Source organism: Candidatus Clavichlamydia salmonicola (genome assembly GCF_015356765.1).
Lineage (GTDB): Bacteria > Chlamydiota > Chlamydiia > Chlamydiales > Chlamydiaceae > Clavichlamydia > Clavichlamydia salmonicola.
The window spans coordinates 54,567-75,062 of sequence record NZ_WTCQ01000003.1 but is presented as its reverse complement, the minus strand read 5'-3'; the positions used below and the strand labels follow the sequence as shown (position 1 = coordinate 75,062).

The 20,496-nt window shown below is 33.0% G+C and carries 16 protein-coding genes and 1 pseudogene; 10 read left to right on the top strand and 7 right to left on the bottom strand.

The annotated features are described in order from the left end of the window. Window positions 1–81: 81 nt before the first annotated feature. A complete protein-coding gene (gene secD / locus CLAVI_RS03475; RefSeq protein ID WP_194844207.1) occupies window positions 82–4,344 on the bottom strand; it encodes a protein translocase subunit SecD in 4,263 nt (1,420 codons plus the stop codon). A 199-nt stretch (window positions 4,345–4,543) separates the two neighbouring features. Here secD and uppS point away from each other — a divergent pair, with 199 nt between their 5' ends. The 5 genes from uppS to argS all read left to right on the top strand — a co-directional run bounded on the left by uppS (window position 4,544) and on the right by argS (window position 9,337). Next, the gene (gene uppS, locus CLAVI_RS03470; RefSeq protein ID WP_228547638.1) at window positions 4,544–5,344 is read left to right on the top strand and encodes a polyprenyl diphosphate synthase; all 801 of its coding nucleotides are present in this window, start codon (window positions 4,544–4,546) and stop codon (window positions 5,342–5,344) included. Between the two features lie 2 nt (window positions 5,345–5,346). Beyond that, window positions 5,347–6,261, top strand: a complete 915-nt coding sequence (locus CLAVI_RS03465; protein ID WP_194844206.1) for a phosphatidate cytidylyltransferase — start codon at window positions 5,347–5,349, stop codon at window positions 6,259–6,261. Continuing rightward, the gene (gene cmk / locus CLAVI_RS03460) at window positions 6,261–6,920 is read left to right on the top strand and encodes a (d)CMP kinase (protein WP_194844205.1); all 660 of its coding nucleotides are present in this window, start codon (window positions 6,261–6,263) and stop codon (window positions 6,918–6,920) included. Before CLAVI_RS03465 ends, cmk begins: the two co-directional genes overlap by 1 nt. Before the next feature lie 72 nt (window positions 6,921–6,992). After that, window positions 6,993–7,574 carry a lysophospholipid acyltransferase family protein gene (locus tag CLAVI_RS03455; RefSeq protein WP_194844204.1) on the top strand — a complete coding sequence of 194 codons (582 nt, stop codon included), beginning with the start codon at window positions 6,993–6,995 and terminating at the stop codon, window positions 7,572–7,574. A 17-nt stretch (window positions 7,575–7,591) separates the two neighbouring features. Continuing rightward, window positions 7,592–9,337 carry an arginine--tRNA ligase gene (gene argS, locus CLAVI_RS03450; protein WP_194844203.1) on the top strand — a complete coding sequence of 582 codons (1,746 nt, stop codon included), beginning with the start codon at window positions 7,592–7,594 and terminating at the stop codon, window positions 9,335–9,337. 71 nt (window positions 9,338–9,408) lie between these two features. Here the strand turns inward: argS and murA are convergent. Continuing rightward, window positions 9,409–10,740: pseudogene (gene murA / locus CLAVI_RS03445) on the bottom strand (UDP-N-acetylglucosamine 1-carboxyvinyltransferase); the annotation flags it as partial. 348 nt (window positions 10,741–11,088) lie between these two features. Here murA and CLAVI_RS03440 point away from each other — a divergent pair. After that, window positions 11,089–12,927: a DUF1547 domain-containing protein gene (locus CLAVI_RS03440; protein ID WP_194844201.1), complete on the top strand. Its 1,839-nt coding sequence runs from the start codon at window positions 11,089–11,091 to the stop codon at window positions 12,925–12,927. Window positions 12,928–13,104: 177 nt separating this feature from the next. Beyond that, on the top strand, window positions 13,105–13,956 hold the full coding sequence (locus CLAVI_RS03435) for an aminotransferase class IV (protein WP_194844200.1): 852 nt from the start codon (window positions 13,105–13,107) through the stop codon (window positions 13,954–13,956). Between the two features lie 16 nt (window positions 13,957–13,972). Here CLAVI_RS03435 and CLAVI_RS03430 read toward each other — a convergent pair whose 3' ends face one another. The 5 genes from CLAVI_RS03430 to prfB form a co-directional block, all read right to left on the bottom strand. Continuing rightward, entirely contained in the window at window positions 13,973–14,689 is a 717-nt protein-coding gene (locus CLAVI_RS03430; protein WP_194844199.1) for a YebC/PmpR family DNA-binding transcriptional regulator, read from the bottom strand. Beyond that, window positions 14,676–15,398, bottom strand: coding sequence for a hypothetical protein (locus CLAVI_RS03425; RefSeq protein WP_194844198.1), 723 nt, complete (start codon window positions 15,396–15,398; stop codon window positions 14,676–14,678). The genes CLAVI_RS03430 and CLAVI_RS03425 overlap by 14 nt, the downstream gene beginning before the upstream one ends. Beyond that, a complete protein-coding gene (locus tag CLAVI_RS03420) occupies window positions 15,395–15,913 on the bottom strand; it encodes a GNAT family N-acetyltransferase (protein ID WP_194844197.1) in 519 nt (172 codons plus the stop codon). The genes CLAVI_RS03425 and CLAVI_RS03420 overlap by 4 nt, the downstream gene beginning before the upstream one ends. Window positions 15,914–16,165: 252 nt before the next feature. Next, window positions 16,166–16,741, bottom strand: coding sequence for a GNAT family N-acetyltransferase (locus CLAVI_RS03415; RefSeq protein ID WP_194844196.1), 576 nt, complete (start codon window positions 16,739–16,741; stop codon window positions 16,166–16,168). A 160-nt stretch (window positions 16,742–16,901) separates the two neighbouring features. Then, window positions 16,902–18,006 (bottom strand): peptide chain release factor 2 gene (gene prfB / locus CLAVI_RS03410; protein ID WP_228547636.1). Its coding sequence is split into 2 segments (ribosomal slippage): window positions 16,902–17,955 and window positions 17,954–18,006, totalling 1,107 coding nucleotides; the frame shifts between segments, so codons are not numbered across the junction. Window positions 18,007–18,373: 367 nt separating this feature from the next. Between prfB and CLAVI_RS03405 the strand changes: the two genes are divergently transcribed. The 3 genes from CLAVI_RS03405 to truA all read left to right on the top strand — a co-directional run bounded on the left by CLAVI_RS03405 (window position 18,374) and on the right by truA (window position 20,480). Next, window positions 18,374–18,634 (top strand): SWIB/MDM2 domain-containing protein, encoded by a 261-nt coding sequence (locus CLAVI_RS03405; RefSeq protein WP_194844195.1) that lies wholly within the window; start codon window positions 18,374–18,376, stop codon window positions 18,632–18,634. A gap of 76 nt (window positions 18,635–18,710) precedes the next feature. After that, window positions 18,711–19,688: a UDP-2,3-diacylglucosamine diphosphatase LpxG gene (lpxG, locus tag CLAVI_RS03400; protein WP_194844194.1), complete on the top strand. Its 978-nt coding sequence runs from the start codon at window positions 18,711–18,713 to the stop codon at window positions 19,686–19,688. A 72-nt stretch (window positions 19,689–19,760) separates the two neighbouring features. Next, window positions 19,761–20,480, top strand: a complete 720-nt coding sequence (gene truA, locus CLAVI_RS03395) for a tRNA pseudouridine(38-40) synthase TruA (protein ID WP_194844193.1) — start codon at window positions 19,761–19,763, stop codon at window positions 20,478–20,480. Window positions 20,481–20,496 lie beyond the last annotated feature (16 nt).

Here is a 20,496-nt window from a genome sequence, read left to right as displayed (position 1 = left end):
GAATTATCTTTAGCATTTGCTCAAATAATCATCTTTCTTTTCAGTCTTTTTCTTTGTTTTATTAGAATAAATATCTATAACTTATTGAAAAGATTTCTCTTTATCAAAAACACAGCAAACAAGTGGCGTGGCAATAAACAAAGAAGAAAATGTTCCTAATAAAATACCAACAGTAATAATAAAGGCAGAATTAAACAATGCAACACCACCAAAAAATAGTAATGGCAAGAGCACAAGTAATGTTGTAATAGATGTCATTGACGTTCTCCCAAATGTTTCATTTAATGAAGAATTAATCAATATATCCATTGGCATAATTGCCTGACCTAACTGACTTTTCTTTTCTCGGATTCTATCAAAAATGACAATAGTGTCATTCAATGAGTAACCAATAATAGTTAATAATGCCCCTACTGCTTGCATATCAAACTGTATTCTTTTGCAGAATAGATGGCCAATAGACATAATTGCCATCATTAAAAAAACATCATGCACTAAGGCAATAACTGCTGCGCAGGCATATCCATAACTAAAACGCAAACTTACATAAATTAAAATACCAGCCAAAGCTACTACAAGACCAATTAATGATTGGACTAACAATTTTTTAGAAAAATGATTAGTCATAGAAGACCAATTGTAGTGTACTGTTTTTAATTCATCTGTTTCTACTTCTAGTCCACCTTTTAACAACATATTCATAGCTTTATTAAGAGCGGGGTCTGAACGAAAACCATAAGCTCTGTTATCATTTATAACTTCCCCAACAGCCATTGAATCTAAGGCCTTACCAAAACGAATCCTCACTCGATTAGAGCGATTTAAAGAACGTAAATGAAAATCTCTAGAAGATAACCCTGCATTTTTTAAACATTGTGCAATCATATGCTTGTAATCTGATTTGTTTTCCTTTTCTTTTACATTTAATGTTAAGACATATCCACCTGAAAACTCTAATCCAGCAAAAGAAGAGTGTGTTTTTAACAAAAATACTCCTACTCCAATTACAAATATACCCATAATCAAAAGCCATGAACGACGTGCATATTTTAAAAAATCAAAATTAGAAAAAGCAAACCATTGACGCATAACAAAATCTTTCTCGGTCAATTTGTTTAATCTCCAAGAAAAGAACCACTTAGTTACAAAAAAAGCAGTAAAAATAGACGATAAAATACCTACTAATAATGTAATAGCAAACCCTTTAACTGATCCTTCAGAAAAAAGCAGTAGTACACCCATTGCTAAAATAGTAGTAATATTAGAATCAAAAATCGTAACACAAGCTTTTTTGTAACCTAATTCTAACGCAGATTTTATTGACTTCCCTTTCTCTCTTTCTTCCCGAATACGTTCAAAAATCAATACGTTAGCATCTACAGACATACCTAAAGCTAAAATAATACCTACAATACCAGAAAGAGTAAGCGCAGCCCCTATAGCACCTAAAACAGCTGTAATAATTAATAAATTAATGACCAACGCTCCAACAGCAACCATGCCACCAAAACGGTAGTAAATACACATAAGGCCTGCCAACGTAATAAATCCAACTAACAATGCCCCTAAGCCTTGCCATCTTTGTAATTTACCAAGATCAGGACTAATATTTTCTTCAGATAAAATTTCTGGCACAAAAGATAAAGAACCTGCCTTCAAATCAGAAGCTAATTTATTGATCTCTTGAGTAGAGAATCTTCCAGATATCCTTGCTGAATCACGTAAGGGTGATTTTAATGATGGCATACTGATAATTTGATCATTCAAGATTACAGCCATCTTCCATCCATAACCAGCTGTAAACGCTTCTTTACCTGACCCTTGAATTCTTTCTTCACAAAATTGACTTGTCCAAAAATGAAAATCTTCTTGTGGATGTATTCGGGCACCATCTATAGAAGAAGTTGTTTTTTTGATAACAAAATTCAACTGACTCCCCTCGTTAGGTTCATAGTCAACTTGAATACCCTTTAAGGAAGAACCTTCTAAAGCATAATTTCTAAAAACAAGCATTAAAGGATTCTCTCCTTCCATCAGCTTTTTTTCAGTTTTAACAAAAACAGGGATAGAAAATGTCTCATCAAAAGCAGTACCAGCTGCCTTATCTTTTTCTGAAGCAAAACGCAACCCTGCTTCATAAAGTTTCTCTGCATAGGGAACTAGTCCCTCTTTTCCATTTTCTAATAATTTATATGCTATATTATTAAGACCTAGCACAGAAAGTTCTTTTTGAGATCTTGCTTCCTTCCAAACATCATGTAAAAAACATCTTACAGCGTCTCCTAAATCTGGATTAAAACAAGAAAATTTTTCATTAACAACATGAAAACTCAATGCGGAAGCTTGTATAAGATCTTGTGCAGAAAAATTTTGAGATCCTGGAAAATCAACAGTAATGACTGAACCATCAGTCCTAATATCCATCTCTGCAACACCTAAGCGATTTAATCTCCCAGTTAATTCTTTACAGGCATTATCTAATGCTTCTTTATCTGTAATATATCTGTTGTTTTTATCTTTTAAAGCTATACAAACAGATTTTCCACCAGATAGATCTAATCCCCATTTTAAAATCTTCCTTTCATCTCCTAGGAAATATTTTTTAAAGTTGATTTTGCAGTTATTCCATAAAACATTAATACAAGGCGGAGTGACACCCACGCCTTTTTTAGAATCTCCATATCTTTGATAGTCATCGTGCCAACGAATTAATGATTCATGACGCTTTGCATCAAAATGGTGCATATTAGATAAGTGCTTCTTTCCTTCAGGAACTTGTAAGAAAGCAAACTTTTCTCCTGTCTTTATTTGAAAAGATTCTGCACATGTTTGTAAAAACTCACTGCCAATATTTTTTTTCACAAAAAATAAATCTTCTTCATTTTTTTCTAAAATAAATCCAGATTTTTCCAGCAAAGAGATCAATCTTTGAGTATCTTTAAAAAAAACTTGTTTTTGAACATCATCTGATAAATTCATATACTTACGACTTATTAATCCCCATCCTTTTGCTTGAATAACAACAAATGATGATGATCTTTCTAAGTCAAATTCATTAGGAATAAATACTCTAAAGCCGAAATTAGCATGATCTTGATCATTGAGAACAGGGAATACATGAGTCTGTAAGTCAGTAATCGCAGGATTCCACTCATGAGTAATAATCCGTTCCCCTAAGCTTTTATAAATTTTTGATAACATCGTAATATCAAAAACAATACTGCCTTCCTTAGAAACCCATGAATTATCTAAATAACAATAAAATCCTTCTTTTTCTTGTATTACTGATTCTTCTATTGCTAAAGAAATTTCCGTACAAAAATCTTTTAAAACATTTTCTGAATCCTGACTAACTTGAACTATATTTACATCATCATGAAAAACTAAAGACAACTTACTAGACTCTAAATCAACCATTACTTTAGAAATTAATGGATGTAAATCTTCCAGCCTACACGCTATGACATCCGCTGCTTCTTCTTCTATAAATTGTAGATGTAAATCTTTATTAATTTTATCATTAGCGTCTTCTTTGGATAAAAAATCCCGAATTAACGAAGCACTTTTTGAAAAAATAATACCTTCGTGAGAATTATCAGAAAGATCATGATTCTTGGAAAAACTAGCTCCTGCTTCTCCCATAGAATCTGCTAAAGAAGCTAATTCCCGAAAAGAAAGCCTCCAAGAAAGAATTTGACGATCAACACTTGCATGTTGGTTTCCAAAAATATTCGCATACCACTGTAAATGTTTTGCCTTTTCCCAAAGATCATATTCTTTAGACTGAGAACCTTTCAATAGGGCCCGAGAAACAAAATAAACCCTTTCTTTTACAATCTCTCTGTATAAATCTGAATACTGCTCATGATTTTTTTTAGAAGAAACAAATTGAAATTTTTTCTGTATATTATTAATCATTGGAAGCTTGCGTTGCACAAGCACTTCAAATCCTTGTTCTCCCTTATCCTGAATACTTTCTGATCGCATATCTAAAAATTTAAAAGCATCAGTAGGAGTAGCTGCATCTACACTTTTAAAAAAAATTTCAGCATCAGAACGTTTTTTAAAATATACTGAAACCCCTCCCATAAATTGTTTGGAAAAATTAATCCCTAAAGGCCTCAGCCCTAAATGCTTGCTCAAAGAGCGTAAATATTGTAAAGAAAGATCTTGGTCAGCTACTAAATTTTTTCCAATATTTTGGATAACACAATCAGCCATTTCTACATGAGGCCGCTTGCGTGCTATACCTGAATAATAAAAAAAATTAGGAAGAATGTTATAGATTACAGCAATCAGTACGAATCCAATTAAATAAACATGCCATTTTTTTCGCCTTTCCATGATTAAAATCTTTCCCTTTGAACATAGAAAGGATTAAAATAACAACAGCAGATGAATCTGTCAAACTGGAAGACCTTGATATAACTTCTTATATTATTAATAATCCCTTAATGATCGAAGAGATTGTTAAAAAAAAAAGAAATAAGTAAATTCAAAAGCTCTTTTCAATATTTTAAGACCCTAAAAAAAATAATATATTTTGACTGATACTGCTTTTCTTGATTCTATGAACGAGTCTGTTACTACTGAAGAACATGTACTTCATTATTCAAAACAAGAGCTAGATTCTGTTCAAAAAAATAAATTCCCAGCTCACATTGCAATTATTATGGATGGAAATAGACGTTGGGCAAAAAAACAAGGCTATTCTAAAGAAACATTTAATGGCCATACAATTGGAGCTAAACAACCTCGAATAATTACTGAAGCTGCCTTACAACTTGGTATTAAAACATTAACATTTTTTGCTTTTTCTACAGAAAACAATGAAAGAAGCTCCTTAGAAATTCTTCATCTATTTGATTTATTTATTCAAGGGTTGCAACAAGAACGTCCTTTTTTGCAAAAAAATGGTATTCGATTCAATGTTATTGGAAACACTTCCTTACTTCCTAAAACATTGATTGAAGAAATAACTATTACTAAAGAAATGACCAAAAAAAATGATAAATTTAATCTTATCTTAGCTATGAATTATGGTGGTCGCGATGAAATTATTAGAGCAACTCGTCTTATTCTTAAAGATATGATCGAACATCCCTTTAATCCCGAAAGCATCAATGAAAAAAAATTTTCCTCTTATTTAGATACTGCTCCTTATGGAGATCCTGATCTACTTATTCGCACATCAGGAGAAATGCGTGTCAGTAATTTTCTTTTGTGGCAAATAGCATATACAGAGTTTTTCGTTACTCAGACACTTTGGCCTGATTTTTCACCCAAAGATTTATTACATGCTGTGATGTCATTTCAAAAAAGAAACCGCCGACAAGGACTGTAATTATGAAAAAAATAAAATTACAAAACTTAAGCCAAAGAACAATTACTCACTCTTTATCAATCACTGTAGTACTAGGATTGTTACTTACTGCTAATTTAGCTCCCATGAAATGGATCATGGCGGGTATTATGTCTATCTTAAGCGCTTGGACTACTTTTGAATTTCTTGCTATCGCTAAAAAAAAGGGCTCCTTCCCTGCTATAATAGAAGGTTCTATTATTTCTGCTGGCTTTGTATTTTTGTCATTTATAACTGACATACTTCATCTTCAAGATTCAGTGGATATTTATACATCTATCCCTTGGATATTTTTATTTATTATATTACCTACTCTTTGTTTTGTAAAATATGCCTCACTAAAAGCATCTCCAATCATCAATACTGGAGTCATGTTTTTTGGAATTTTATATACTGCTGTCCCATTTAAGTTTGCATTAGAAATTTTATATGGCATTACAAAAGAAGGCTCACCTCATCAGCGCATTTGGTGGTTAGCCTTTATTCTTGCAACAACAAAAAGTGGCGATCTATTTGGTTATTTCTTTGGAAGCATTTTTGGAAAAAGAAAATTAGCACCTAAAATTAGCCCCAATAAAACAATTGTTGGAGCTGTTGGAGGTTTATTGGGCTCTTTATTTGTAGCTGTTATATTTTTTATTACATTACCAAAAAAAGAATCCTCTCATACTTTAACTCTTTATATCCTTTTAGGATTTGCAACTATTCTTTGCTTAGCAGGAATATTTGGTGATCTGTTAGAATCTATGTTTAAACGAGATGCTGCAGTCAAAGATAGTGGTTCTTTTAAAGGAGTAGGTGGCTTTTTAGATAATATGGACGCTCTCTTACTCAGCATTCCTTTGGCATATCTGATGTTAAAAATTCTTAATCATACAAATCTTTATTTCTTATTCTAATGTTTACCATTATTACTATAGATGGCCCGGCAGGGACTGGAAAAAGCACAATAGCAAAAGAGTTGGCTCAACAACTTCAGTATAATCATATTGATACAGGGGCTATGTATAGAGCTGTAGCTTATGCTTATTTACAAGAAGGATTGTTTATTGATGAAATCAGTAAACTATTTACTTTTAAGCAGCTATCCTTTTTTTTAAAAGATGGTGAACTTACTTGTATGTATAAAGGCTTAGTACTAACAAAAGAGCTAAGATCAAAAGAGACAACACAAACATCTTCTGCTTTATCACAACTTGACGAAGTACGTTCACAACTAATTCAAATACAAAGAGAATTCGCAAAAGAAGGCAATGCTGTTTTTGAAGGTCGTGATATTGGATCTATTGTATTTCCTGATGCAAATTTTAAATTTTTCTTAATAGCTTCTATAGAAGAACGTGTGAATCGTCGAGCTAAACAACTAGAAATTGCAAATAACCAAAGTATAGATAGAGACCAGTTATTTATGGAAATTTCTCAACGAGATCAAGCTGACCAAGAAAGAACTCTTTCTCCTTTAGTTCGTCCAAAAAACTCTTTTTTAATCGATACTTCTTCCTTAACAATTTCCCAAATTCTTGAAAAAATATTAACTATAACAACACAAATTTGTTAAATGAAATATCTTTTTTATCATATTGCACGATTTTTTTTTAAAATCTTGCTCCTCTGCTTATATCGCAATAAAGTGTATGGATCTGAACATTTTTATAAAGGTAGTGGTGTTGTTGCTGCTAACCATGTCTCTTATCTTGATCCATTAATTGTTGGAGCAGCAGCACCATCCCGGATTTTTTTTTTAGCAAAAAGAGCTCTTTTTAAAAACTGGTTAGCTAGTTTTATATTAAAACAATGGGGTGTTGAACCTATTGATAAAGGCCAGCACTCAGCACATCATGCTATTTTTGCCAAGATGATGTCTCTTATTGATCAAGGTAAAAAAATAGCTATATTTCCTGAAGGGACTCGCTCTGTAAATGGCCTATTACAAAAAGGAGCGACTGGCATTGGCATGATTATAGCTAAAACTGAGTGTCTAGTGATTCCTACCTATGTAGCTGGATCATTTGCTATCTGGAGTGCAAAAAAAAAATTTCCTTCACTAAAAGGTCGTACTGCCTGCGTTTTTGGATCCCCTATTAATTGTTCTACCTTGAATCCATTGCTCAGCAAAAAAGAAAATTATGAAAATATAGTTTCAACTATCATGGATCGAATTGCCTCCCTTAAAGATTGGTATGATAATGATCGATCAGGCACACCTCCATAAAAACAAGATTCTGCCATATGTACACTCTTATTAAAAGCCTCAGAGAAAAGTGCTCTGTTATTGTTAAAGCACTTTTTCCTGATATTGATTTAACTATACTATCAATTACCCCTGCTACACAGGAACGATTTGGGCATTATCAATGGAATGATTCTCTTAAAATGGCAGGCATTTTAAAAAAATCTCCACGAGATATTGCTCAATTATTAGTTAGTCAACTTCAGCTAGATCCTGTATTTGAAAAAATTGAAATAGCTGGTCCTGGCTTTATTAATATCGTTTTTTCATTAGATTTTTTAGGCGATTACTTAAAAGAACTTATTAAGGGTCTTCATTTTCAAGGATTTCGTACTAATAAACCTGAAAAAATCATTGTAGAATTTTCCTCTCCTAATATCGCTAAAGAAATGCATGTAGGTCATCTCCGTTCTACGATTATTGGGGATGCTTTAGCTCGGATTTTTGAATTTGGAGGACATGACGTCTTACGATTAAATCATATTGGTGATTGGGGAACAGCTTTTGGAATGCTTATCACTTATATTTTTCGTTATGAGCCTACGTTACCTGATAACCCAGAAGTATTAACTCTTACTTATCTTTCAACTATTTATAAAAAATCTAAAACTTGCTTTGATTCTGATCCTCTTTTTAAACAAGCAGCAAGAAAAGCTGTAGTAGCACTACAAGCACATGAAGATAAATATATTAAGATCTGGCAATTAATTTGTGATGTATCTAGAAAAGCATTTGAAGAAATTTATCTAAAATTAGACGTTAAACTAATAGAACGTGGTGAATCATTTTATAATCCTTTTTTACCTTCAATTATTCAAGATTTAGAAGATAAAAACTTAATCTGTATTTCTGATGGAGCCAAGTGTGTTTTTCATGAAGGCTTTTCTATACCTCTTATGATGCAAAAATCTGATGGTGGCTATAACTATGATACTACAGATGTAGCAGCCATGTTATACCGATCGCAAACTGATCTAGCTCAACGCATTATCATATTAACAGATGCAGGACAAGCACTACATTTTGCATTAGTAGAAAAAACTGCACAAGCAGCTGGCTATTTAAATAACGTTCATTTTCACCATGTTCCTTTTGGTGTTGTTACAGATAGTGATGGAAAGAAATTTCGCTCCCGCTCAGGAGAAACCATAAAACTATCTGAATTATTAGATGAAGCTATAGAAGAAGCCTCTCGTATCTTAATTGAAAAAAAACAAAATAAAGCTCTAGTTAATGAAGAAAAATCATCACCATTAACCACAATTTCTCCAGAAACTTTAGGCATAAATGCAATTAAATATGCAGACCTGTCTTGTAAAAGAACCAGTGACTATGCCTTTTCTTTTGAAAAAATGTTACGTTTTGAAGGAAATACAGCGTCTTTTATTTTATATTCATATGTGCGCATTAAAGGAATCCAAAGGAAAAAAAATCTTTCAGACGAAGCATTGCAAGCATTAAGTAACAACTACACCCCCATTCCAGAACATCCTTCTGAAATTACTCTTGTTCTACATCTCCTTCGCTTTCCAGAAATTTTAGAAAAAATCCAAGAAGAACTTTATCCTCATTATCTTACTGATTATCTTTATGAATTAGCTCACAAATTTAATGCTTTCTTTAGAGATTGTCGCGTTGCTGACTCTGAAAATGAACATACGCGTCTTGTTTTTTGCTACATCACTGCAGAAATTTTTAAAACAGGTATGGAATTACTTGGACTAAAGGTATGTGATTACCTCTAAGAATGAGCTAATACCTTTTCTGGTACTTCATCCATTACACTTAAGTTGTTTACTTCACTACTATTACTTAAAATAGGATCTACCCGTTCTATATCTGCCCCTAAAGCCTGTAACTTATCTACTAAATGAGCATACCCTCGGTCTAAAATATGGACCTTTTCTAAACGACTAGGCCCTTTGGCTATTAATCCTGCCATAACATACGCAAAACCTGCTCTTAGATCTGGTACTATCATCGCTTGTCCTTGCAGAGGCGTTGGTCCTTTAATGACAACACTATGAGCAAAATCCCTCATCTTATAACGACAAGACCCTCCTCCTAAACATTCATGAAATAGCTCTAGATCCCCACCCATTTCTTTAAAAGTTTGAAGATATCCTAAACGATTCTCATGAACAGTTTCATGAATAATGGAAGCACCATGTGCTTGTGTTAACAGTACAGTAAAAGGTTGTTGCCAATCTGTCATAAACCCTGGATGAACAGCTGTTTCCACAACCATTCCACCTCGCAAAGGCCCTTGATAGAAAAACTCTATCTGATTAGAACCAAAGCTAATACCTGCTCCTAATTTTTGCATTCGCGTAATGAAGGAAAGCATTCCTTCATTATTAATACCTTTTACTATTACATGTCCTTGAGTAACTATTGCTGCCATACCATAAGAAGCTGCTGCAATTCGATCAGGAATAACCATATGGTCTACACTATTAAAGTCTTTACCTCCCCATATACAAAGAGTACGCGGTTCTTCTAAAGAAATTAATACACCCATTTTTTGTAAGAAAGAAACTAAATCCATAATTTCTGGCTCTACAGCAGCATTTTTAATCACTGTTAAGCCTTTGGCTCTAACTGCAGCTAAAATAATATTTTCTGTCGCTCCTACAGAAGAATAAGGCAACTCTATGATAGCGCCATGCAATCCCTTAAATGCTTGAACTAAATAAGATCCATCTTTCTTTGTGCGGCGATATTCAACCACTGCTCCCATTTTATGAAAAGCTTCTACATGAAAATCTACTGAACGTAAACCAATGGAATCTCCTCCTACTGTTGGAACAATAATTTCTTCTTCTGCTCTTCCTAATAAAGCTCCAATAAGTAACACTGGCATCCTATTAAGATTAGAGAATTTTTGAGATACATGGGTTTTTTTAAGAAAAGGTGTTTCTATTTCTATAACAGCTTCATCCTTATCCCATTGTACGATTGAACCTAACTCTTCACATATTTGTACTGTTGTATGTACATCACTTATGTCAGGAATATTTCTTAAAATACATTTTTTATCAGATAGTAATGATGCTATTAAAAGCTTCGTAACAGAATTTTTTGCACCTGCTATAGAAACCTCTCCCTTAAGACCTTTACAACTACCTTGTATATTAAAAAAACTCATTTTTTTACCTTTATTTGAATGAAGGATCTTTAAGAACGCAAGCACTTTGACCTGTTCTTCTTCTTTTATACGATTTTATTATTTCATAATCAAAAAAAGCTTCGAGCTTTTAACAAAAAATTCTTTTTATATAGTGCATCAGTATCTGAAGGCTCTATAATCATTTTTTTGTTTTTTACCTTGCAGCCTCTATTTTATTTATCTAGTTAATATTAAACTGTTTATAAACTCTATATTGTTTTGTTTTTAAAGATTGTGTAATGAATCAATAAAGTAAATAAAAACAAACAGTTTATTTTAATAAAAAATATTAAAATATGGATAAATCATAATTAACATTGTTTAATAATGTCTATTCATAATACAAACCCATTCTCCAACACTCCTCCTCCTAGTCAGTCTCAGCCCAAAATAAGTGGCTCTCATGCATTTGGATCTCATGTTGTAGCAAGTTCAGGAGAAGCAAGTAGTTTAACCAGCTCAAGCCGAATTAACAGCCTTTCTAGCAGTTCTTTAGAGTCTTTACATAATCCTTTTCTAGACGCTACAACTGCTCCAGAATATTTTACTCACCATGATGTTACCACCCGCAGCTCAGAAAGAAGTAATGTTGAACAGAATGTTTCAAATGTATTTGAACACAGTGTCAATGAAGGACATACAAGACGAGATAGCCTAGGAAGCGCTGATTTTAATTACGCTGTAGAAACTGATGAAACTGCCCCTTCCAGTAAAAGTCCATTAGAACAATTTCCTACTTATGATCCTACGAATGCAGCATCTATAAAAACTTTTTTATCTCATCCAAAGGTCCTCCCTCTTATTCAAGAAAGAAATGGCCATTATTTTTATGTAGATGAAGGCAATTCTCGCTTTATCTTTGTTCCTGATAAACAATGGGATCAAGCAGTTTCCATTAAAGTTACTAATGGTAAAACTAAAGGTGATCTTGCTAGCTTAGATCATTTAACCATGTGTATTTGTAAGTTTTCATCTTCATATAAGACCTTAGAATCAGACTGGGCATCTAAACGAGCTCCCCAGATTAGGGCTAACCTTGGGTATGATCAAGACACACCTGTGCAGATGACCCACTTTGTATTAAACTTTAAACACAGAATGGCCACAGGGTACGCTCCTTTTGGAGAGCCTGAAGCAACAACTAAACATTCCCCTTCTGTTTGGAAAAGGGGAACCAAAGTTTCTGTTCCAAAAGAGATGTGGGATGATACACAAGGACTTCAACCAGCAAATCTTAAACAAGGTCCTGAAACACCTACTGCCACTCGATCACAAAGAAATGGAGATGGTGGAAAAACACCAAATATTACAGTTAGTCCAATCATTACTGTAAATCCAAATATAAGCCCAATATTTAATAATGGTCCTAGCACAGGATTCCATCCATTTGATGATCTCAATAGATATCCAGGATATGGTAATCAAATGGGTAGAGATGACCAAGGAGACCGTTCCTCAGCTTCTCTAGACTCTGGTTCTTTGAGAAATGAACCTCTGTATTATTCAGAACCTGGTGCAGGAAAAGCTAATTGGGCTGCCCCAAATCCATTCCTTAATCCAACAAATACTAATAGTAGTTCTTCTGATAGCTCTTCTAATACTAATCCATTCGAAGGAAGTTCTTCTGGGACAGATATGGAAAATCAAACTACTTCTACAAATGCAACCACAGAAACCCCTACATCAAATAAACCTTCAAGACTTTCTGTTGAAGATGGGAATAATCTTAAAGATCTCTTAGGTAAGGTAAGAGCACATTTAGACACAGTTTATCCAGCAGATGGATCTCCAAGTTCTAATGATCCTAATGTTTCATTAGGATCTATTATTAAAGGAGCAAATTCTTCTCAAAAAGAAACAGTTGCTCCTACTGAAGAAAGTAGTCCTAAATTATCTGCTACCGCAGCTAAGTTATTAACTACTAATACCCCACCCATTCAAAACGCTACTTCTGCAACAGTAGATTTAAGAGCACCAGCTAATCCAATGCCAGTAAGACCTCGTTCAAGCACTCCTTCTCCCCAAACATCTACGTCTGATCTGGAAGTTCTACAAAGAGTACGTCGTCATTTAGATGAAGCTACTCAACCTAATTATCGACCAGATCCTAGTCAAAGTATTGGTCCTATTATCAAAAATTATGAACAAGAAAAGAAAAATCAATAAACACCTACTTCATCTAATAATTAGTCACTTAAGATTATCTATCTTATTTATGATCAGATAAAAAGAATCTGCTGAGCTTAGATTTCCTAAAAATGAATCAGCATGTTACAGTTAATACTTAAAGAATCTTGAATAATACCCATCATTCTTTTTTCATATTTCTTATATACGATTTTTATGAAATTTTGTTTTTTTAATGAAGTACCTATAAAAGAGAACGATGTTCAGATCCCTATCAATGATGCAGGGTTTCTTTATGGAGATGGCATTTACACCTCTATCCTAATTCGTAATGGTATTCCTGTATTCTTTGAACGACAAATGGCATTACTACAAGCTCTCTGTAAACAGCAACAAATTGTAGCTCCTATATTTTCAAAAACAATGATCTTAGAGCTGCTAAATTTAAATAATATTTCAACTAATTCTCCTGATCATTACCTACGAATCATTGTAACTGGTGGAGCAGAAACCCCCTCTCGCATATTTCAATTAAGAAAAGGCTTTTCTCTTGTTACAGTTAAAGAATTAACATTGTCTTTTTCAGACATTCTAAAAGTAATTTTTTTTCCCTTTCCTTCTCAATCCCAACATACACATTATAAAAGTTTAGCTCATCTTAATCGCTATTATATCAGAGATTTTGCTAAAAAATCTGGTTATGATGATGCTATTTCTATCTCATGTAATAATGAAATTTTAGAACTTTCTTTTGGAAATTTGTTTTGGATCGATCAACAAGATGTTTTCATTCCATCCCCAGCGTTACCCCTTTACCATGGTATAACCATCCAAGTAATGACTGAAATTTTAATCAAACTGAATTATAAAATTCACTTTGTTAAATGGAATAAAGAAACATCCTTAAGTAACTACCTCTGCTTTGCAACCTCTACCTTCATGGGCATCAGACCTATTCAATCTATTGGTGATGCCCCTTTGCCTATAGACTCTAAAATCACTTCTTTATTACAAACTGCTTTTGCAGAAGCTATTCTTACTCATTACAAAAATTTTAATAATCATTAAAAAGATCTATTGCTAACTAACCTGCCATGTTATGGTAAACTTCACTAACATCTTCAATACCTTCTAACCATTCAACCAAGGCCATGTTGGAATTTTGAACTTCTTCTGTGCATTCAATAAAATGCTCTGGCATATAAGAAATTTCAGCATTATCACAAATAATACCTTGACCTTCTAGCTGCTCCTTAACTTCATATAACATCGTTGCATCAGTAATAACAAGAAATTGCTCATCAGCATTTTGAATATCTTCAGCACCTGCTTCTAAAGCAAGTTCCACTAAAAGATCCTCTGCTACTATACTAGCCTCAATATAACAAATCCCTTTACGCATAAAATTAAACATTACACTACCTGGTTGAGCAATAGTGCCCCCTCTTTTATTGATAGCGATACGCATTTCTGTTGCTGTTCTATTTTTATTATCTGTCATGGCTTCAACAATAATACCAACACCCCCATGACCATAAATTTCATAGCAAACATCATCATATGTTTCTGTAGAGCCTACTGCTTTTTTAATATTTCTTTCTATGTTTTCATTAGGAACATTTAGAGCCTTCGCCTTCTGTATAACAAAACGAAGACGAGCATTTGCTTTTGGATCTGGGCCTCCTCCATTTTTAACTGCACTGATTAGCTCTTTTCCTATAATAGAAAAAATCTTTCCTTTTTTAGTATCTGCTCGTTCTTTGCGATACTTAATATTTGCCCATTTACTATGACCAGCCATATAACCCCTTGAAACAATAATGGCGTTTTTTAGATTTTTTTAAAAAAACCCTTAAATAATCTTTTTCCCACTGACGCGCTTCCCAATACCTTTCAAAAATTCTTTCTTGTTCTTTGAATTCCCTTCCATGAACAACACGTCGACCCTCTGCACTTCTCACCACTGGAAATATCTTATGTAACATTTCATGATACAAAATAAAATCTATGAAAAATCCAGGAACATCTTTATGGTCTAAACAACTTCTAATCTTAATTAATTGCTGTTGAGATGAATAAGATCCTAATGTGAGACAACCATTAACTCGCTTAATAGGACAATCCCACCATGTTAAGTCTACATTTAAGCATTTTTTAAAATAACGTTCCTCTAAATATGAAGAACGTTCTCTTAAATTATATATTTGACCTTCTGGCTTTAATACTTTTTCTAGAGTAATAGGAGCAGTTTTTTCAAAATAACTTTCTATATAATTTCGTAAAACTAAACTGTCTTTTTTAGAAAGCTTTCCAGACGATTGGATAAAAAATTTAAGAATTTTCCAAATTTCCAGAGAAGCATCAATAAAGGCTGCATGCACAGAAACCCGCTTTCTTCCCATTTTGTCATAAGCCATACGCAAATATGAAGAACGTGTTTCACTAATCCTTAATTGTACTGAATGATCTATCTGATCTTTCAAATAATCAATTAAAGTAACCAAATTCACAGCCGCCTTTCCATGATAATCTTATCCCAATACTTTCCTTCATACTTTAAACATCTTTTCTGACATCCTATCTCTTGAAATAAAAATCTTTTATAAAGAGAAATAGCAGGGTTATTTTCATAAACTTCCAAACAAACAGACTCCAACCTAAAGGTTTCTTTAGCCATATTTAAAATATTATTTAGAAGTAAAGTCCCAACTCCTTTATTTCTCCATTCTTTTTTTACAATTAAAGAAACGAGGGCATGATGAGCTATTTTTTGATAAGGCATGAGTATCAATGATCCTATTCCTATAGGCTCATCATTACTTAAGGCTGTAACGCTTGATTGATATCTTGAAAAACTTAACCAAAATTGAGCTGAATCTGCTATTTCAACAGGAGTGCCACAAGGAAATAAAGTCTGTACTTCTGGTGTTGACAACCATGCTGTTAGGCTTTCCAAATCTTTTTCAGGCTGAGAATAGCGTAACTTAACCTGAGATAGATCCTCACTTTTACTTAAATTGCTCATTTATAAACTCCATATTATTAAAAAAATAAATTAAAAGACTCAATAAGAACGTATTAGCATACCATAAGCAAAAGCATATTCAATCTATTTTCAACAATGTTGTGTCATCCTATTGCTAATTTATAGGCATTTTTTTTACATATTAACAGATGAAAAATTCTACACTATTTCAAAAAAATATTTTGTTCTATTAACTATAACAGGACTTTTTCATCTTACTCTGTTGAAATAATATGCGTTTATAGATTCGCGTTATAAAATCTGTTCCATAATAATATGGTCAAAATACTCATCCCCATACTTAAAAGACTTTCTTTCTCTAGATATTTCTATAAATGAACATCTTTCATATAGTCGAACAGCGGGGCTATTTTCCAAAACCCTTACATAAACAGCTTTCATTTTGAAATTGTCTTTTGCTACTTTTATCATATGATTAAGAAGTAATGCCCCTAACCCCTTATTTCTATACTCAGCTTGTGTAATGATAAATAGATTGGCATGATGAGACATGCTCTGATGTGGTCGTAATAATAATGTACAGACCCCACAAGGCTTTCCATCAATAGTCGCCGTGATGCTCGCATTATAATTCGCCATCTGTAAACGCTCACAGATATCAATCTTCATTTCTAAAGGTGTCTGTGGATAAAATTGCTTCCGTATAGCTGGATCACTATACCACGTTTCTACATAGGGAAGATCTTCTGAAATTCGAGTAGGACGCAATGTATATGGAGTATTTTCAAGAGATATTGTTTCTAGCTTAGGCGTCTTACCATATAAATGCTGGTATTGCTGTTTTAACTGTTCATACTGATTTTTCATTTCTCTATGTCTCTTATTATTTAAAAAAAAATACGCATACAATTTATTTAATTTGGTAAATATTTTAACAAAATCAAAACTATTTTCAAATCTTATTTAACAAAAAAATAATATTTTTTTTAAAAAATAAAAAACATCAAATATAATCTTAGCTTTCTACTTATTTCCCTCCATATTGCCTCAAAAAAGCGTTAATAAAATCATCTAAGCAATCTCCATCCATCATCGCCCTTATATTCCCTACTTCAAATCCAGTACGAGCATCTTTGACTAAACTATATGGCTGAAATACATAACTACGAATTTGATGCCCCCAAGCTATATCTGTTTTTTCTCCATGTTCCATTTGGATTTTTTCTCGCCTTTCTTTGAGTTCTTTTTCATGTAATCTGGATCGCAACATTTTCATACAGCTCTCTCTATTCTGAATTTGGCTACGTTCATTCTGGCAAGTAACCACAATACCACTAGATAAATGAGTCATCCTAACAGCTGAATCTGTAACATTTACATGCTGCCCACCTGCTCCTGAAGAACGATATGTATCTATTCGCAGATCACCAGGTCTAATATCAATAACAATATTTTCATCTACCTCAGGAAATACTTCTACAGATGCAAAGCTTGTGTGCCGTTTAGCATTGCTATCAAATGGCGAAATACGAACTAAACGATGTACACCTACCTCAGCTTTACAATAGCCATAAGCATATGGACCTGTAAACTTAAAGGTAACATGCTTGATTCCCACTACCTCTCCATCTAAGCGATCCACTTCTTCTACTGCCCAACCTCTTGAATGCGCCCACCGGGTATACATACGCACAAGCATCATAGCCCAGTCACATGACTCTGTTCCACCTGCTCCCGCATTGATATTCAAAAAACAATTCGATGCATCTGATGGTCCTGATAACATCTTTTTGATTTCTACTAATTCTAATTTTTTATCTGCTTTATTAAGAAGATCGTCTAGTGCAGCACATAAATCTTCATCCCCTTCAGATAAAGCTTCGTCTAACAAAGAAGCCACATCTTCTATAATAACTTTAACTTCTTGATATGGGACTAGCCATTCTTTAAAAGAATTAGATTCAGCAATGACCTTCCTTGCATTTTCTGGGTCTTCCCAAAAATCAGGAGCCTCAGTAAGAATAGTGGTCTTTTCTAATAATATTTGCTTATTAGCTAAGTCAAAGATACTCCCACATATGTTGTAATCTTTTAGATAATAATTGTAATTTTTCTTTTAAATCATCTTTCATATCTACACATTTCCATATAATAACACTAAATATTGAGATTTTTTTCTCATCAGAAAAACTTTACCTTTCAAAAATCAAAAAGTCAAATAACAGAAATTTCTAAAATGTAAATTAAAAAAAATTCATACTTCAACTATCTGGAAATCTTTCTACCAGAAAAACTTCTGCTTGTTTCTCATCAAAAAAACCCAATTAGCTTTTTGAATTTGTTGCTTTTTATCAAGTATTTATTTAAAAATATTGCCTTTATCCACTAAATCTTTTAGTAAATGACAGTATTGTAGGATTTCTTTTGACGAGAAAACCGCATGAAAGCTAAAAGGATTCCCAAAGAGGAATTCTTTTTGTACTTTACTAGGAGAACACAATGACCCAAAAGAAAAAAAACAGCGCTTTCATGCACCCTGTTGAAATTAGCACGGATCTAGCCGCTATTGTGGGTGATGGACCAATGCCAAGAACTGAAGTTGTTAAAAAAATATGGGCTTACATCAAAGCTCATAACTGTCAAGATCCCATAAATAAACGCAATATTGTCCCTGACGCAAAATTAGCTAAAGTTTTTGGATCACCCAGTCCTATTGACATGTTTCAAATGACAAAAAAGCTTTCTATTCATATGAAATAAAAAGTTTTACAGCTTTTGTTCAACTTTCTAGAAAAGCGGCGCAGATATTTGCTCGCTTTTCTCCTTTATAGGTTGTATGTTTTTGAATATTTTAGATTTATGCTGTCTTACTTCAATTATTGGAATTTGGCCTCGGTTTTTTGCTCCCTATAGACTAAAAATATCCACTCATAAATGGCTTCTTTCTAAAAAATATGCTCATTTACATAAATTACGGATAGTCCATATATCTGATCTTCATTTTTACAACAAATTATCAGCTTCATTTTTACAACGTATTTCAAAAAAAATAAATCTCTTATCTCCTGATATTATTCTTTTTTCTGGGGATTTCATCTGTAGAGCTATCCTTCCTAAAAACGCAGATTTACTTAAAAATTTTTTAAATTCATTAACTGCTCCCTTAGGTTGTTTTTGTTCACTTGGTAATCATGACTATGAATCGTATGTTTCTAAAAATATAGATGGTATAGTTGCTATCAAACCCGCTAACCAATCTCTTCTTCCTTCTTTATGGGATAAATTTAAAATCCTATTCAGAGCTCCAAATAAAAAAGTATTTTTTTCTCCTTATATCAATAAATTAAAAAAAAATGCTCAGCTTGCTGCTTTACTTAAACAAACCTCCTTTAAACTTCTCCAAAATGAAACTATAGTTCTTCCTTGTGGCTTAAATATCACTGGCCTTGGAGATCTTTTTGCCAAAGATTATTTACCTGCTCAGGCATTTTCAGCATTTAAGCATGAATTTCCAGGAATTGTAATGTCTCATAATCCTGATACTATTCCTGATTTAATACATTATCCTGGAAATTGGATTTTTTCAGGCCATACCCATGGAGGACAGATTTATCTTAGTTTCCCTCCTTTTTTAAAGCGATTTACTGAAAGATTAACTGGATTAAGCAACCCTAAATTTATCAGAGGAACTTTTCGTCTTTCATTAAATAAAATTGCTCATATCAACGCAGGACTTGGTCATGTTTTACCTATACGCTTTAACTCTTGTCCAGAAATTAGCTTTTTTGAGTTTTATTACTCTCATTCTTCTTAAAGATTTAGTATAATTCTGTTCTATTTTAAATTTTATTAATCTTAGATTTTCATAATTATGAAAAAATATAAAATGACTCTCGCTTATGATGGGACCTTTTATGGAGGCTGGCAAAAACAAATCACTTCTACATCTATCCAAGAAACTTTAGAAAAATATTTATATACTATCCTTCGCTCTAAAACCTCTGTTATTGGAGCAGGAAGAACAGATGCTGGAGTCCATGCTACAGAGCAAGTTGCTCATTTTATCTCTGAAGAAATTAACACTTCTGCTCTTAAACGTTCTTTAAATCATCTGATGAAAAAGCATATCGTAGTAAAAAATTTAGAAGAAGTTTCTCTTGATTTTCATTCACGATTTTCTGCTCTAGAAAAAGAATACCGCTACTATGTTTGGTTAAATCCTACACCATGCCCTTTTAAACACCATTACCATTGGCATATCAATACAGATCTTTCTTTACCTCTAATGAAAGAAGCTCTTCATTCTCTTGTTGGCACACATGATTTTCTTGGATTTGCAAATTCTGGCCGCTCTTATACAAGCACTATTCGAACCTTGACAAAAGCAAAGCTAGAAGAAGAAGAAGAAGGTGGTTTTCATTTTGAATTTATAGGTAATGGATTTTTATATAAAATGGTAAGGAATATAGTTGGTATAGTTATCGAGATAGGAAAAAAACGCCTTTCTAGTTCTATTATTGAAAAAATATTGATTGATCCTTTTAATAAAAATAATAAACCAACTGCCCCAGCAAAAGGGCTTTTCCTTCATAAAATCACATACTAAAATAATATTTATGCTT

What these genes read in the sequence shown, in the direction of transcription:
- CLAVI_RS03405 (WP_194844195.1), top strand. Translation starts at nt 18,374, where the DNA reads ATGACCCAAAAGAAAAAAAACAGCGCTTTCATGCACCCTGTTGAAATT.
- lpxG (WP_194844194.1), top strand. Translation starts at nt 18,711, where the DNA reads ATGTTTTTGAATATTTTAGATTTATGCTGTCTTACTTCAATTATTGGA.
- truA (WP_194844193.1), top strand. Translation starts at nt 19,761, where the DNA reads ATGACTCTCGCTTATGATGGGACCTTTTATGGAGGCTGGCAAAAACAA.
- CLAVI_RS03430 (WP_194844199.1), bottom strand. Translation starts at nt 14,689, where the DNA reads ATGGCTGGTCATAGTAAATGGGCAAATATTAAGTATCGCAAAGAACGA.
- cmk (WP_194844205.1), top strand. Translation starts at nt 6,261, where the DNA reads ATGTTTACCATTATTACTATAGATGGCCCGGCAGGGACTGGAAAAAGC.
- CLAVI_RS03415 (WP_194844196.1), bottom strand. Translation starts at nt 16,741, where the DNA reads ATGAAAAATCAGTATGAACAGTTAAAACAGCAATACCAGCATTTATAT.
- secD (WP_194844207.1), bottom strand. Translation starts at nt 4,344, where the DNA reads ATGGAAAGGCGAAAAAAATGGCATGTTTATTTAATTGGATTCGTACTG.
- CLAVI_RS03435 (WP_194844200.1), top strand. Translation starts at nt 13,105, where the DNA reads ATGAAATTTTGTTTTTTTAATGAAGTACCTATAAAAGAGAACGATGTT.
- CLAVI_RS03465 (WP_194844206.1), top strand. Translation starts at nt 5,347, where the DNA reads ATGAAAAAAATAAAATTACAAAACTTAAGCCAAAGAACAATTACTCAC.
- CLAVI_RS03440 (WP_194844201.1), top strand. Translation starts at nt 11,089, where the DNA reads ATGTCTATTCATAATACAAACCCATTCTCCAACACTCCTCCTCCTAGT.
- CLAVI_RS03420 (WP_194844197.1), bottom strand. Translation starts at nt 15,913, where the DNA reads ATGAGCAATTTAAGTAAAAGTGAGGATCTATCTCAGGTTAAGTTACGC.
- argS (WP_194844203.1), top strand. Translation starts at nt 7,592, where the DNA reads ATGTACACTCTTATTAAAAGCCTCAGAGAAAAGTGCTCTGTTATTGTT.